Genomic DNA, 15,073 nt, shown 5'->3' on the forward strand with positions numbered 1-15,073 from the left:
CCCGCACCACCCGAAAGGGTGGTGCGGGCCTCTGGACAGGAGGTGCCTGACCCCCTGGAGGAGGGTCGGGCTGCCCGGGGTTACTGGACCCGGCCGCTGGCCTTCTTGTAGGCGCGGTAGTTCTTACGGCCGGCATGCACGAGGAAGAAACCGGCGAACAGGAGGCCGAGGCCGGCGATCAGGCCGATGATGCCGATCATGGAGCCGTCGTCCGCCATCGGGGAGGTCGTGTCGGAGTTGACGCCGAAACCGTAGACGAAGGTACCGAAACCGGCCAGGGAGACCAGGATTAGGCCCATGCCGATCCAGGTGGCGCTGCGGTGCAGCGACGAGTGGGGAGCATCGAACGTCGACGGCACGAACCCGTCGAGGTAGGCGAGCTCATTCGTGGGCGTCCGGGTCTCCAGCGCGGTGTTGGCAGACATTCTTTCCTCTTTCATCGGTGTGGATGCCGGTAATTCTAGATCACCGGGTGCCGCACCACCGAAGCAACGGGAGCACGCCGCGGCGTCCTTCCCCCTTCACGGGTGTGGCAGTGCCGTCAGAACTAGTCGTCCTTGCCCTTGAAGGCGGCGCGGGCGCGCTCCTTGGTGATCGCGGCGACCGCGGTCAGCGGGATGCCGGCCGGGCAGACGTCGGCGCACTCGCCGTAGAGGGAGCAGGGACCGAAGGTGCCCTCGACCTCGTCGACCATGGCCTTGGCACGACGGCCACGCTCCATGCGGCCCAGCGGGGACAGCGTGAGGTGGACCAGCTTCGCGCCAGTGAACAGGTGCGCGGCACCGTTCGGGCAGGCGGCCACACAGGCACCGCAGCCGATGCAGGCGGCGTGGTCGAGCGCGAGCTCGGCGTCGTGGTGGTTCACCAGGAGGTGGTCGGCGTCCGGAGCGGTACCGGCGACGATCGAGACGAAGCCGCCCTTCTCCATGACACGGTCCAGCGCGGACCGGTCGACGACCATGTCCTTGATGACCGGGTAGGCGGCGGAGCGCATCGGCTCGATCTTCAGGGCGTCGCCGTCAGAGTAGCTGAACAGGCGCTGCTGGCAGGCAGGCTTGTTCTGGTCCGGGCCGTGCGGGCGACCGTTGACCAGGAGGCCACAGGTACCGCAGATACCCTCGCGGCAGTCGGAGGCGAAGGCGAAGGGTTCCTTGCCCGCCTCGACGTAGCTGGAGTTCACGTGGTCGAGAAGCTCCAGGATGGACATGGACTCGACGGCGTCGGGCACGTCCACGGACTCGAAGTGTCCCTGGGCATTGCGGTCCGCCTGCCGCCAGATTTCAAGATGCAGTTTCATTACTTGTAGTTCCTTGTCATCAGCGGGATGCGGTCGAAGTACAGCGGCTCAGAGTGCCGGATGAACTTCTCGTCGCCCGCGGGCTCCCAGGCGGAGACGAAGCACCAGTTGTCGTCGTCGCGCTTCGCCTCGCCTTCCTCGTCAAGGTGGTCCTCACGGTAGTGGGCGCCACAGGACTCGTCACGGTCCAGGGCGTCGACACACATGAGCTCACCGAGGTCCAGGTAGTCGGCCACGCGGATCGCGTACTCGAGCTGCTGGTTCATCTCGGCGGTGCCGCCGGGGACGAAGACGTTCTCCCAGAAGTCCTTGCGGACCGCGCGGATCTCGTCGATGCCCTCCTGCATGTCTTTGACGTTGCGGGCCACACCACAGCAGCGGTAGAGGATCTCACCGAGCTGGCGGTGGTAGTACTCCGCACCGTGCGGGTTCGGGCCACGGATGTTGAGGATGTTGTTGAGACGGTCCTCGGTGCGCTTGAGCGCTGCCTTCGCGGCGGCGGAGTCCTCGTCCGGGATGTCCGTACCCAGCAGCGGAGCCAGGTAGTTCGGGATGGTGAAGGGCAGGGTGAACCAGCCTTCGACCGAGGAGGACAGCAGGGAGTTCGCACCCAGTCGGTTCGCACCGTGGTACATCCAGGAAGACTCACCGGAGCAGAACAGACCCGGGATCGAGGTCATCTCGTGGAAGTCGGTCCACAGACCACCCATGGTGTAGTGGCAGGTCGGGGCGATGCGCATCGGGGTCTTGTAGGCGTCGTCTCCGATGGCCTCCTCGTACATCTGGATGAGGTTGGAGTACCGCTCGCGGATGACGTCCTCGCCGAGGTTCTTGATGGCGTGGGTCAGGTCGAGGTAGACCGAGTTCTTCTTCGGGCCCACACCGTAGCCGGCGTTGATCTGCTGCGCGTTCGCACGGGAGGCGATGTCACGCGGGACCAGGTTGCCGAAGGCCGGGTAGCGACGCTCGAGGAAGTAGTCGCGCTCGTCCTCGGGGATCGTCATCGGATCCCGCTGGTCGTCCTTCTTCTTCGGGGTCCAGATGCGGCCGTCGTTACGCAGAGACTCGGACATCAGGATCGTCTTGGACTGCCAGTCCGAGTTGACCGGGAGACCGGTCGGGTGGAACTGCACGAAGGACGGGGACGCCATGTAGGCACCCTGCTCGTAGGCACGCATGATCGCGCTGGCGTTGGAGTTCTTGGCCAGCGTGGACATGTGGTACACGTTGCCGTAACCGCCGGTGGCGAAGACGGTGACGTGACCGGTGTGGATGCTGAGCTCACCGGTGATGATGTTGCGGGTGACGATGCCCTTGCAGACGCCGTCCTCCACGATGACGTCCTGGACGTCGGAGTGGGTGAAGATCTCCACGTTGCCGGCACCGATCTGGCGGTACAGGGCAGAGGTGGTGGCCAGCTGCAGCTGCTGACCGGTCTGACCACGGGTGTAGAAGGTGCGGGACACCTGCACACCACCGAAGGAACGGTTGGCCAGGGTTCCGCCGTACTCACGGGAGAACGGGGCGCCGATGGCGTTCATGTGGTCGATGACGCGACCGGACTCCATGGCGAGACGCCAGCAGTCATTCTCCCGGCACCGGTAGTCGCCGCCCTTGACGGTGTCCTTGGTGTGGTTGTAGGTCGAGTCGTTGTCCAGGCGCTTGGCGCGCGAGGAGTTGACGCCACCCTGCGCGGCGATGGAGTGCGCGCGGCGGGGGCTGTCGTGGTAAGTGAAGACCTTCACGTTGTAGCCGAGCTCACCGAGGGCGGCTGCGGCTGCGCCACCGGCGAGGCCGGTGCCGACGATGAGGACCTTGAACTTCGCACGGTTCAGCGGGGAGACCAGCTTGAAGTGCTCCTTGTCGAACTGCCACTGCTGCTGCTGTGACACCTCGTGCGGGGCGTTGTCACCGATGACCTTGCCGACGGTCACGCCGTCGACCTGGGACTCCGGGGCCTGGAATGCTGCCAGTGCCTCGTCGTAGTTGAAGTCAGCGGTCTGGTTGTGCGGGTGGGGCTTGCTCATACCCATTGTTGTCTCTTCTCCTTTTCCAGATCCGCTAGCTACCGAAGCCGCACAGGACGGCCACCGGGATCGAGATGTTGCCGATCATGACGATGGCCGGGAGCAGGTACGCGATCCACAGGATGACCTGGCGGGTGCGGTGACCCGTGATTCCGAGGTCGGAGGACGCCAGCCAGATTCCGTGCGAGGCGTGCAGGAAGAGCACGACCATGCAGAGGATGTAGATGATGGCGACCCAGGGGCGGTTGAAGGACTCGACCAGGTTGCCGTAGGCCTCACCGTGCTCGAAGGCGTCGGTGGCGACGCCCTTGCCGATGGTCAGGTCGAGGATGTGGAAGATGATGAAGAGCAGCAGCACCGCACCGGTGCCCAGCATGGAGCTGGCGGTGAAGGTGTTGAAGTTCTTCACCTTGCCGAAGCGCTTCTCGGAACCACGGGACTGCTTCGACCGAGCCTCCAGAGCGAAGGCGCAGTACACGTGCAGCACGAGGCAGATAATGAGGACGACGCGCAGGATCCACAGCACCGTCTCATGGGGGAAGACAGGCTCACCCATGCGACGCAGGAAATCTGCGTAGTCGTTGAAGTGTCCCTCACCGGTGTAAACCTTCAGGTTTCCCACCATGTGGAACAGGACGAAAAGAACGAAGATGATGCCAGTCACGGCCATCGTCAGCTTCATCGCCCAGGACGGGAAATCGGGCCTTTCCCGCAGCGGTTTAATGTTCAGTTTCCCGTGCTCCAGTGCGACGGGATCATCGTATTTAACAGTCATGGCACCTCCAGTGTCAGTGACACTGTACGACTGCCAGAGTGGCAAACACTAACTGACCCCCCTCACCGTGAAAAAGATCACAGCGCTGCAGTACGCCCGTAATGTGAACACCTCGTTATGCAGGTCAAACACAGATTCTGCGCGTTTTATAAGTGAGGTTCGCCTGTCCTGACCCGCCTCGCAGAATCTGCGCAGTCGCTCACGACGCGCAATATCGTTATATCCGAATCATTTTTCAACGAAGACGACATCGGCGGACGGTACAGACTCCGACAGGCCGTCCTCCTCGGACACCAGCGTGGTCGTCCCCTCGACCCGCACCGGGGCCGAACCGATGACCACGTCCTGTCCGAGAACGGTCACCGGACCGACGAGACCCTCGCCGCCGTCGACGATCTGGAGCTCCACGGCGTCCTTCTCCACGGACACCCGGATCTGGTAGCCCTGCAGGGTCACGTTGTACTCGAGCTCGTCCCAGCCCTCCGGCAGACGCGGGTCGATGCTGAACCGGCCGTAGTCGTCACGGAAGCCGCCGAACCCGAAGACCAGCGCACTCCACACACCACCGCAGGACGCGATGTGCGCGCCGTCGGCACTGTTGCCGTGCAGGTTCTCCAGGTCGAGGAAGAGACCGCGCAGGAAGAATCTCATCGCGGTGTCCCGGAAGCCGAGCTCCGCGGCCATGATGGACTGCACCACCGCCGAGAGGGAGGAGTCGCCCGTCGTCAGCCGGTCGTAGTAGGCGTAGTCGCGCTTCTTCACCTCGGTCGGCATGTCGCGTCCCTGGAGGAACAGGGCGAGCACCACGTCGGCCTGCTTGAGTACCTGGTACCGGTAGATCGTCAGCGGGTGGTAGTGCAGCAGCAGCGGACGCTTCGCCCCCACCGCCGGGTCGTCGAGGTTCCACAGCTGCCGGTTGAGGAACTGGTCGTCCTGCGGGTGGATCTGCATCCGCTCGTCGAAGGGGATGTACATCGCCTCGGCGGCGCGGTCCCAGAGGTCCAGTTCGTCCTCGGACAGGCCGGTGCGGTCGGCGAGGTTCTGGAAGGCCTCCGGACGCTCACTGCGCATCTGCCGGGCGACATCGGCGGCGACCCGGAGGTTGTACTGCGCCATGACGTTTGTGTACAGGTTGTTGTTCACCACTGTGGTGTACTCGTCGGGGCCGGTCACCGAGTGGATCTGGAACTTCTCCCCCGTCGTTTCGAAGAACCCCAGGGACATGAAGAACCGTGCCGTGCCGACGAGGATGTCGATGCCCTCGTCCAGCAGGAATTCCGCGTCCCCGGTGGCGTAGACGTACTTCATCAGGGCGTAGGTGATGTCCGCGTCGATGTGGTACTGCGCCGTGCCGGCCGCGTAGTAGGCACTGGACTCATGCCCGTTGATCGTGCGCCACGGGAACAGGACACCGTCATGGGAGAGCTCTCGGGCACGCTCCTTCGCCTGCGGCAGCATGAGGTAGCGGAACCGCAGGGCGTTCCGGGAGAACTGCGGGTTCGTGTAGGTGAGGAACGGCAGGGCGTAGACCTCGGTATCCCAGAAGTAGTGGCCACCGTAGCCCGACCCGGTCAGCCCTTTGGCCGGCACACCCTGGGTCTCCGCACGGGCGGACGCCTGGATCAGCTGGAAGAGATTCCACCGCACCGCCTGCTGCAGTTCGGGGTGGCCCGGGATCCGGACGTCGGACCGCCGCCAGAACTTCCCCAGCCACTCCGCCTGGTTGGCCTGCAGGGTGCGGTAGCCGACCTGACGGGCGCGGTTGATCGTCCGGGCGCAGCGGAAGGCCAGTTCCTCGGCGGAGACGTGGCGCGAGGAGTGGTAGGAGACGAACTTCTCGAGCCGCAGTCGCAACCCGCGGGTGCCGTCGACGTGGTAGACCACGCGGGCCACATCGTCGCGCATCTCGGTGTGCATCTCCACACCGCCGACCGCGTCAGAGGATGCCGGAGCACCCGAGCCGCCGGTCCCCTGTGCCTGGGTCACGTCGAGGACATGGTCCATGCTCACCGCGACCGTCATGCCGGAGTTCGTCACCCGGTAGCCGAGCGTCACCCGCTGGTCCTCGGAACTGGCGCGGTAGGTCGGCTGGAACACCCGGCCGGCGATCTTCTCTGCCTTGCGGGGGTCGCCACCGCCGTTGACGTCCGCGGCGTGGGCGTAGGCGCGGTCCGCTGCCCCGGAGGACGCCGCGTAGGTGTCGAGGATCGAGGAGAACTCGTCCTCCCCGTCCTGGCGGTTGAGTATCTGCGAGGAGATGACGACCGCGGCGTCCGAGTCGAGGAGCTCGACCTCGAGGCTCATCAGCGCGAGATGCCGCTCCTGGAAGGAGACCATCCGGTCGGTGACGACGCGGACGCGCTTGCCGGACTGGGTACGCCAGATGAAACTCCGGCGCTCCACCCCCTCACGGAAGTCGAGGGTGCGGCCGTAGTCCTCGACCTCCGCGACACCGAGGCGCAGCGGTTCATCGTCGATGTACAGCCGGATCGGCTTGGCGTCCGGTACCTGGACGATGGTCTGGCCCTCGCGGGCGAAACCGTAGGCGTCCTCGGCATGCTCGATGTTCCACGTCTCATGGACACCGTTGATGAAGGTGCCGTGCTCGTGGGAGTCGCGACCCTCCGGCGGGTTACCGCGCAGACCCATGTATCCGTTGGAGAGGGCGAAGACGGTCTCCGACAGGCCGAGTTCGGCGTCCGACCGGACGGGACGGCGCTCATGCCAGCCCCACTCGTCGACCGGGTGGTTGGTCCGGTCCACCAGTTCCAGCGGGTCGACGTCGTCGAGGTGCACGTCGGTGCGGTAGCCCGGGGGAAAGTAGTCGGTGGGATCGGCCGGTCCGCCACCGTCACCGACGGGGCGGTTCACGACGGACGCCACCCGGCGACGCTGCGCCAGGAACTCCTCGAGGTGGTCGGTCCGGTCGTTAGAGTCGGTCACGGAATGTCCCTTCGGTCGGCTTCAGTGTTGTCTTCAGGATTGATCAGTGGTTCAGCGTACGGCAGAGGAGCCGTCGGAGGTGCCGAGCCGGTCGACGAGGTCGGCGAGGTCGGCGACGACGACGTCCGCCCCGGCGTCCTTCAGTGCCTGTGCCCCGGCACCGCGGTCGACGCCCAGGACCAGTCCGAAGTCGCCGGCGGCACCCGCGGCGACGCCGGAGGTGGCGTCCTCCACGACAACCGCCCCGGTCGACGGAACACCGAGCAGTTCCGCACCGTAGCTGTAGGTGTCCGGGGCCGGCTTGCCGGGCAGCCCCTCGGCGGCGGCGACATTGCCGTCGATGATGACCTCGAAGCGGTCGATGAGACCGGCGGCGGTGAGGACCGGGCGGGCGTTCTTCGACGAGCTCACCACGGCGACCCGCGTGGTGGTGCCCGGGGCGGTGAGCGCGTCGAGCAGGGCGACGGACCCGGGATAGGCCGTGATGCCCCGGTCGAGCAGGGCCAGGAAATCGGAGTTCTTCAGCAGGCCGAGACCGAGGACGGTCTCGTCGGTGGGGGCGTCCTCCCCCTTCTCCCCCTCCCACGCCGGATCGGACCGGTCGGCGGGCAGCGTGATCCCGCGGGACGCCAGCACCGCGGCCACCCCCTCACTGCGCGGACGTCCGTCGATGTGGTCGAAGTAGTCCTGCTCGGTGTACGGGGCGACACCACGTTCGACGAAGTACCTGGTGAACACCACGGACCAGGCCTGTCGGTGGAGATCGGCGGTCGGGGTGATGACGCCGTCGAGGTCGAAGAGCACGGCGTCGAAGGCGGCGAGGTCAGGCAGGGCGTCAGGCAGGTCTGCTGTCATTCCACCATCGTAGGTGGCCCGCGGACGCCGCGCGCGGTGTAGCAGCATCATGAAAACCGCCCGGGTGTCATGAGAAACTCGCGCATAAGGCCGTTGAACCGGGATTTTCGCATGACGGCGGGGCAGAACTCATGGCGGTCACCCGGGACAGGGCCGCGGAAAGCCGGAAACGGCCCGCCCCGGGGAGGGACGGGCCGTCACGGTGATGAAAGGTGCGCGGCGGTGTCAGGCGATCGCCTTAGGCGATACCGTGCAGCTCCTTGAACTCCAGGCGGCGGGCGTGGAGGATCGGCTCGGTGTAGCCGGAGGGCTGGGTGGTACCGAGCAGGACGAGGTCACGGGCGGCCTTCCAGGCGACCGAGTTCTCGAAGTCGGGGGCCATGTCGCGGTAGGTGTCGTCGCCGGCGTTCTGACGGTCGACCACGGCGGCCATGCGCTGCAGGGCCTCGATGACCTGCTCCTCGGTGACGACACCGTGCTTGAGCCAGTTGGCCAGCAGCTGGGAGTTGATGCGGCAGGTGGCCCGGTCCTCCATGAGGTCGATGTCGTGGATGTCCGGCACCTTGGAGCAACCGACACCCTGCTCGACCCAGCGGACCACGTAGCCCAGGATGGACTGGCAGTTGTCGTCCAGCTCCTCCTGGATCTCCTCGGCGGTCCAGGTGGCGTCGCTCTCGCCGACCTTGGCGGCGGCGACCGGGACGGTGAGGATACCCGGGATGGAGTCGCGGCGACCGTCGGTGATCAGCTTCTCCTGGACGGCGTAGACGTCGACCATGTGGTAATGGGTGGCGTGCAGGGTCGCACCGGTCGGGGACGGGACCCACGCGGTGGAGGCGCCCTGACGCAGCTGGCCGATCTTCTGCTCCACCATCTCGGCGAGAAGGTCGGTCTTGGCCCACATGCCCTTACCGATCTGGGCCTTGCCCGAGAGACCGTGGGCCAGGCCGGCGTCGACGTTGTTGTTCTCGTAGGACTCCATGAACAGGGAGGCCTTGAGCTTCGGCTTACGGAACATCGGGCCGGCCAGCAGCGAGGTGTGGATCTCGTCGCCGGTACGGTCCATGAAGCCGGTGTTGATGAAGGCCACGCGGTCGGCGATGGCCTCGATGCAGGCGTCCAGGTTGACGGAGGTGCGGCGCTCTTCGTCCATCAGGCCGACCTTGAGTGTGAAGCGCGGGAGGTTGAGGAGGTCCTCGACGTCGGCGAACAGGTCGTTGGTGAAGGCGGACTCCTCCGGACCGTGCTGCTTCGGCTTGACGATGTAGATCGAGCCCTCGCGGGAGTTGCGGCGGGCGTTGTCCAGGTCCGTGCCGGGGATGGCGCAGGCGGCGGTGATGACGGCGTCCATGATGCCCTCGAAGACCTCGTTGCCCTCGGCGTCGAGGATGGCGGGGTTGGTCATCAGGTGACCGACGTTGCGGCACAGCATGGTGGAGCGGCCGTGCAGGCGGAGCTCGGAGCCGTCACGTGCGGTGAAGTAGCGGTCGTCGTTCTGCTCACGGGTGAAGGTCTTTCCGCCCTTGGAGACCTCCTCGGCCAGCGTGCCCTGGTTCAGGCCGAGCCAGTTGTGGTAGCCGAGGACCTTGTCGGTGGCGTCCACCGCGGCGATGGAATCCTCGAAGTCCATGATGGCGGTCACGGCGGCCTCCAGGACGATGTCCTTGACACCGGCCTTGTCGGTGCTGCCGATCGGGGACTCCGCGTCGATCTGGATGTCGATGTGCAGACCGTTGTGCTTCAGCACGATGTCGGTCGGGGCGTCCTTCTCACCGGCGTAGCCGACGAAGACCTCGGGCTGCTGCAGGTGGACCTCGTTGCCGTCGATGACGGCGGCGAGCTGGCCGGAGGTGATGTCGTACTTCTCGACGTCGGCGTGGGAGCCGGACTCCAGCGGCACAGCCTCGTCAAGGAAGTCACGGCCCCAGGCGATGACCTTGTCGCCGCGGACCTTGTTGTAGCCCTTGCCCTTCTCGGCGCCGTTCTCCTCGGAGATGACGTCGGTGCCGTACAGGGCGTCGTAGAGGGAACCCCAGCGGGCGTTCGCGGCGTTGATCGCGAAGCGGGCGTTGAGGATCGGCACGACCAGCTGCGGGCCGGCGGTGGTGGCGAACTCGGCGTCCACGTTCTCGGTGCGGATCTCGAAGTCCTCGGGCTGGTCGACGAGGTAGCCGATCTCCTTGAGGAAGGCGGTGTACTTCTCGGCGTCCTGCGTGCCCGGGTTCTGCGTGTACCACTCGTCCAGCTTCGCCTGCAGGTCATCCCGCTTGGCGAGCAGCTCACGGTTGCGCGGGGTGTGCTTGGCGACGATGGCTCCGAAGCCCTCCCAGAACTTCTCCTGGTCCACCCCGGTGCCGGGCAGGACCTCGCCGTTGACGAAATCGTAGAGGGTCTTGGCGACCTCGAGACCACCGGCGGTGATGCGCTGCGTCTGCTGTGTCATGGAAACTCCTTCAGTTCACATATCGACTTGTCCGCAATACGGACACCAGACTAGGTGAGCCATGTCACCGAGGGGAGTCATCCGTGCTCCAGGGAACGACCCACCACCCCCGGCACCACCCCGTTCCAGACTGGCGAACCCGGGTTCACTTGTGTACTGGAGCGTGCCCTTACGTGATGCACGTCGCACGTCACCGCTGGACCACGCGTTTTTTGACCATTAGGTGAGATGAACAATGTCAGTATCTGAGACCCAAGAAAACGGTACGATCGTACTACCCCCGCCGTGGGCTGGATCACGTATTTGCTTTGACGTGCCGTTTTCCCCCTGTATTCTCGAGCCCAGCAGATCCGGCCGGGGAGCAGCCGCCCCCGGGGTAGCCGGAATCAGCGTTGTAACCGCCATCTCCACCACTTAAGGGAGTGTGTTTAACACATGTCGAACGTCGGACAGCCGCGTACCGCCGCCGAAATCCAGAAGGACTGGGACGAGAACCCCCGTTGGGCCAACGTCACCCGCGACTACACCGCCGAGCAGGTTGCCGAGCTCCAGGGCAACGTCGTCGAGGAGCACACCCTCGCCACCCGCGGTGCCGAGATCCTCTGGGACGCCGTGAACGAGCCGGGCGACGGCTACATCAACGCCCTCGGTGCCCTGACCGGTAACCAGGCCGTCCAGCAGGTCCGCGCCGGCCTGAAGGCCGTCTACCTCTCCGGTTGGCAGGTCGCCGGTGACGCCAACCTCTCCGGCCACACCTACCCGGACCAGTCCCTGTACCCGGCGAACTCCGTTCCGTCCGTGGTCCAGCGCATCAACAACGCCCTCTCCCGCGCCGACGAGATCGCCCGCGTCGAGGGCGACACCTCCATCGACAACTGGCTCGTCCCGATCGTCGCCGACGGTGAGGCCGGCTTCGGTGGCGCCCTGAACGTCTACGAGCTGCAGAAGGCCATGATCAAGGCCGGCGCCTCCGGAACCCACTGGGAGGACCAGCTGGCCTCCGAGAAGAAGTGCGGCCACCTGGGCGGCAAGGTCCTCATCCCGACCAAGCAGCACGTCCGTACCCTGAACTCCGCCCGCCTCGCCGCCGACGTCGCCAACACCCCGACCGTCGTCATCGCCCGCACCGACGCCGAGGCCGCCACGCTGCTGACCTCCGACGTCGACGAGCGCGACCACGAGTTCCTCACCGGTGAGCGTTCCGCCGAGGGCTACTACTACGTCAAGAACGGCATCGAGCCCTGCATCTCCCGTGCGAAGTCCTTCGCTCCGTACGCCGACATGATCTGGATGGAGACCGGTACCCCGGATCTCGAGCTCGCCAAGAAGTTCGCCGAGGGCGTCCGCTCCGAATTCCCGGACCAGCTCCTGTCCTACAACTGCTCCCCGTCCTTCAAGTGGTCCGCCCACCTGGACGACGACGAGATCGCCAAGTTCCAGAACGAGCTGGGCGCCATGGGCTTCAAGTTCCAGTTCATCACCCTGGCCGGCTTCCACGCCCTCAACTACTCCATGTTCGATCTGGCCCACGGCTACGCCCGCAACCAGATGTCCGCCTTCGTGGACCTGCAGAACCGCGAGTTCGAGGCCGAGTCCCGCGGCTTCACCGCTGTCAAGCACCAGCGCGAGGTCGGCGCCGGTTACTTCGACCGCATCGCCACCACCGTGGACCCGAACTCCTCCACCACCGCCCTCAAGGGCTCCACCGAGGAGGCCCAGTTCTAGGAACCTCCGGGCCTGCGCCTGACGTTCTGAACTGACTGACCACCGCCCGTCCTGCTTCGTGCAGGACGGGCGGTGGTTTTCTGTGTGGCAGGCGGCACTCCCCCGTGCCCCGTCACCCCCTCTACCGCGGACGCTGCTGAGGACGCAGCCGTGACGGTGGCTTGTCCTCGTAGAGTCCCGTGATCTGACGACGCAGGTGCTCACGCCGGTTGTACGTGGCCTCGCGGATGGCGTCATCGCTGTCGAAACTGGAGCCGATCGCCCCCGCCATCGTGCCCAGCGACGCCGTCATCCAGGCGAGCTTCGCGTAGCCCCACGGGAAGGGGTCGTCATGGACCTGGGACCGGAAGTAGTTCGTGTCCACGATCACCACCGAGAGGACGAGCAGCGACAGGAAGACGGTCGAGTAGATCATCACCGCGGCGATGGCCACCGTGCCGAGTGTGGCGCGGTTGTCCATCCTGGCACGCCAGGTCGCCACCGAGTCGCTCTCCCGGTCAGGCCACCGATTCCACAGTCCGTTGTGGTAGATCAACCAGAAGGACAGCGCCCCCACCGCGAACAGGCTGATCACCGCCATACGCGGTACAGACACCGTGTGCGACATCTGCCACATCGAGCCGTAGAAGATGCCGTAGGCGCCGGTCGCCACCGCGATGGCCAGGCAGCCGGTGAGGACCTTGAACAGCTGCTCAGGCTGGTTGCCGGCGATCATCCCGAGCAGCAGTCGGATGCCGCGTCCCCGTCCCTCGATGACGCGGGTGACGTCCGCATCGGCGTCACCACCCTCGATGTCCTCACTTTCGGTGAACTTTTCGCGGATACCCGCCCCGGCGGGTTTGCCGCGCAGCAGACGACTGAGTTCCTGACGCAGCGCCTCACTGGCCCGCAGCAGACCGAACGCGGGCAGACACAGCATGGTCACCGTGCCTCGGTGCACCGTCTGGCTGATGACCGGCCGGCGCGTCGTCAACGGCAGGTCGGTCACGTAGATCATCCGGTCCCAGCCGTAGGACCTCATGATGTCCGGGGTGGTGTCCGCCAGGCGCACACTGCCGTCGAGGCGCATGGGCAGGGACGCGGTGCGGACCTGCACCCGCGGATGACCGCTGAAGCGCAGGCTCTCGTCGGTGATGTCCGAGTCGTCGGGACGGATTCCCAGCTTCGCCAGGGCATTGATGACGCGCTTCTCGGGCAGCCCGCGGTCGACCATCACGCCGACGACGGTGACATGCTCCTCTGCATACTCGTCGGCATGATCCTCAGCGGGGACCCCGTTCTCCGGCACCTCTGACATGGCCAGAATCGTACCCTCACCACGGCGAAGGACGCATCAACGCCGCGCACGGCAGAACACATATCCGGGCACATAACAGAGCCCCGGACACAGGGACTGTGACCGGGGCGGTGGTGCAGGGGAACCTACAGGTTGATCATGTGACCCGCGATGCCCTCGGCCGCTTCCTTAATGGCCTCCGACAGGGTCGGGTGGGTGTGGACGTTGCGTCCGATCTCCTCGGTGGTGAGGTCGAAACGCTGCGCCAGAGTGAGCTCCGGCAGCAGCTCGGAGACATCCGGGCCGACCATGTGGGCACCGATAAGCTCGCCGTACTCGGCGTCCGCGATGATCTTCACGAAACCGACGCCCTCGTTGAGGCCCTGGGCCTTACCGTTGGCGGAGTAGGGGAAGGTCGCGACCTTGATATCGCGGCCGGACTCCTCAGCACGCTTGCGGGCGGCGTCCTCGGTGTAACCGAAGGACGCGACCTGCGGGGTACAGAAGGTGGCCCGCGGCATGTTCATGTAGTCGCCGAGCTCCTGGGTCTCGACGCCGGCGATGGTCTCCGCGGCGACGACACCCTGCGCCTCGGCGACGTGCGCGAGCTGGAGCTTCGCGGTGACGTCACCAATGGAGTAGATGTGCGGCACGTTGGTGCGCATGCGGTCGTCGATGTCGATGGCACCACGCTCGGTGAGCTTGACGCCGGTGTTCTCCAGGCCGAAGCCCTCGACACGCGGTGCGAAACCGATGGAGACCATGACGCGGTCGGCCTTGATGGTCTCGGCCTTGGAACCGTCGGCGGCCTCGATGTCGACCTCGACACCGGCGGCGCCGCCGAGGTCGCGGACGGCGGTGGTCTTGTGACCGGTCTTCAGCGTGACGCCGAGCTTCTTGTACTGCTTGGCGATCTCCTTGGAGACGTCCTTGTCCTCGTTCGGCAGGACGCGGTCCATGAACTCGACGATGGTGATGTCCACGCCGAAGTTCGCCAGCACGTAGGCGAACTCCATGCCGATGGCGCCGGCGCCGATGATGACCATGGACTTCGGGGCGTCCTCGTCGAGGATCTGCTCCTCGTAGGAGACGATGTTGCCGCCGATGTGCACACCCGGCAGGGACTTCACGACGGAACCGGTCGCGATGATCGCGTTGTCGAAGGTGACGGTCTTGCCCGCGTCCTTCCCCTCCGAGATCTCGACCGTGTTCGCGTCGGTGAAGGTACCGAGACCGTCGATCTCGGTGATCCCGTTCTTCTTCATCAGGAAGTGGACACCCTTGACGATGCCCGCAGAGACCTTGCGGGAGCGCTTGTGTGCGACCCCGTAGTCCATGCTGATGTTGTCACCGCTGATGCCGAAGGTCTTGGCATCGTGGGTGAGGATGTGAGCGATGTCCGCGTTACGGATCAGCGCCTTGGACGGGATGCAGCCCACGTTGAGGCAGACACCGCCCCAGTACTGCTTCTCGACAACGGCGGTCTTCAGACCCAGCTGGGCCGCCCGGATGGCAGCGACGTACCCGCCGGGACCCGCGCCGATAATAACTACGTCATAATGTTCAGCCACGGAACCAATGGTACGCGCCCGGAGCCGAAACGTCGCGTCGGGGGTCCAGAACCCCTGGGGACGCTCCGCTCCCGTTCGACGACAAGGCCCTCTAGACGAAGAACTTGGTGATGAACGCCAGTGCGTTGTTGAGCGCACCGCCGATGATCTCGTTGGCGTTG

Annotated in this window: 10 protein-coding genes; 1 reads left to right on the forward strand and 9 read right to left on the reverse strand. The window is 65.5% G+C overall.

What is annotated here, in order from left to right; all coding sequences use genetic code 11:
• Positions 1-80: 80 nt before the first annotated feature.
• The 7 genes from CVA01_RS13420 to CVA01_RS13450 form a co-directional block, all read right to left on the reverse strand.
• Positions 81-425: a hypothetical protein gene (locus tag CVA01_RS13420; protein ID WP_014011249.1), complete on the reverse strand. Its 345-nt coding sequence runs from the start codon at positions 423-425 to the stop codon at positions 81-83.
• Between the two features lie 122 nt (positions 426-547).
• Positions 548-1,297: a succinate dehydrogenase/fumarate reductase iron-sulfur subunit gene (locus CVA01_RS13425; protein ID WP_141331419.1), complete on the reverse strand. Its 750-nt coding sequence runs from the start codon at positions 1,295-1,297 to the stop codon at positions 548-550.
• Positions 1,297-3,330, reverse strand: a complete 2,034-nt coding sequence (locus CVA01_RS13430; protein WP_141331421.1) for a fumarate reductase/succinate dehydrogenase flavoprotein subunit — start codon at positions 3,328-3,330, stop codon at positions 1,297-1,299. Before CVA01_RS13430 ends, CVA01_RS13425 begins: the two co-directional genes overlap by 1 nt.
• A 28-nt stretch (positions 3,331-3,358) precedes the next feature.
• Positions 3,359-4,099, reverse strand: coding sequence for a succinate dehydrogenase cytochrome b subunit (locus CVA01_RS13435; RefSeq protein WP_141331423.1), 741 nt, complete (start codon positions 4,097-4,099; stop codon positions 3,359-3,361).
• Between the two features lie 228 nt (positions 4,100-4,327).
• A complete protein-coding gene (locus CVA01_RS13440; RefSeq protein WP_141331424.1) occupies positions 4,328-7,042 on the reverse strand; it encodes a glycoside hydrolase family 65 protein in 2,715 nt (904 codons plus the stop codon).
• A gap of 51 nt (positions 7,043-7,093) precedes the next feature.
• Positions 7,094-7,897 carry an HAD family hydrolase gene (locus CVA01_RS13445; protein ID WP_141331426.1) on the reverse strand — a complete coding sequence of 268 codons (804 nt, stop codon included), beginning with the start codon at positions 7,895-7,897 and terminating at the stop codon, positions 7,094-7,096.
• A gap of 238 nt (positions 7,898-8,135) precedes the next feature.
• Positions 8,136-10,340 (reverse strand): malate synthase G, encoded by a 2,205-nt coding sequence (locus CVA01_RS13450; protein ID WP_141331428.1) that lies wholly within the window; start codon positions 10,338-10,340, stop codon positions 8,136-8,138.
• Positions 10,341-10,775: 435 nt separating this feature from the next.
• Between CVA01_RS13450 and aceA the strand changes: the two genes are divergently transcribed.
• A complete protein-coding gene (gene aceA / locus CVA01_RS13455) occupies positions 10,776-12,065 on the forward strand; it encodes an isocitrate lyase (RefSeq protein WP_141331430.1) in 1,290 nt (429 codons plus the stop codon).
• A 121-nt stretch (positions 12,066-12,186) separates the two neighbouring features.
• Here the strand turns inward: aceA and CVA01_RS13460 are convergent, their stop codons facing one another.
• Together CVA01_RS13460 and lpdA are read right to left on the reverse strand one after the other, a co-directional pair.
• Positions 12,187-13,362, reverse strand: coding sequence for a hypothetical protein (locus CVA01_RS13460; protein WP_141331432.1), 1,176 nt, complete (start codon positions 13,360-13,362; stop codon positions 12,187-12,189).
• Between the two features lie 125 nt (positions 13,363-13,487).
• Positions 13,488-14,912, reverse strand: a complete 1,425-nt coding sequence (gene lpdA, locus CVA01_RS13465) for a dihydrolipoyl dehydrogenase (RefSeq protein WP_141331434.1) — start codon at positions 14,910-14,912, stop codon at positions 13,488-13,490.
• Between the last annotated feature and the right edge of the window lie 161 nt (positions 14,913-15,073).

Source organism: Corynebacterium variabile (assembly GCF_006539825.1).
GTDB lineage: Bacteria > Actinomycetota > Actinomycetes > Mycobacteriales > Mycobacteriaceae > Corynebacterium > Corynebacterium variabile.

Excerpts from the sequence above, each read along its gene's own strand:
- CVA01_RS13420 (WP_014011249.1), bottom strand. The coding sequence starts at position 425 with ATGTCTGCCAACACCGCGCTGGAGACCCGGACGCCCACGAATGAGCTC.
- CVA01_RS13425 (WP_141331419.1), bottom strand. The coding sequence starts at position 1,297 with ATGAAACTGCATCTTGAAATCTGGCGGCAGGCGGACCGCAATGCCCAG.
- CVA01_RS13430 (WP_141331421.1), bottom strand. The coding sequence starts at position 3,330 with ATGGGTATGAGCAAGCCCCACCCGCACAACCAGACCGCTGACTTCAAC.
- CVA01_RS13435 (WP_141331423.1), bottom strand. The coding sequence starts at position 4,099 with ATGACTGTTAAATACGATGATCCCGTCGCACTGGAGCACGGGAAACTG.
- CVA01_RS13445 (WP_141331426.1), bottom strand. The coding sequence starts at position 7,897 with ATGACAGCAGACCTGCCTGACGCCCTGCCTGACCTCGCCGCCTTCGAC.
- CVA01_RS13450 (WP_141331428.1), bottom strand. The coding sequence starts at position 10,340 with ATGACACAGCAGACGCAGCGCATCACCGCCGGTGGTCTCGAGGTCGCC.
- aceA (WP_141331430.1), top strand. The coding sequence starts at position 10,776 with ATGTCGAACGTCGGACAGCCGCGTACCGCCGCCGAAATCCAGAAGGAC.
- CVA01_RS13460 (WP_141331432.1), bottom strand. The coding sequence starts at position 13,362 with ATGTCAGAGGTGCCGGAGAACGGGGTCCCCGCTGAGGATCATGCCGAC.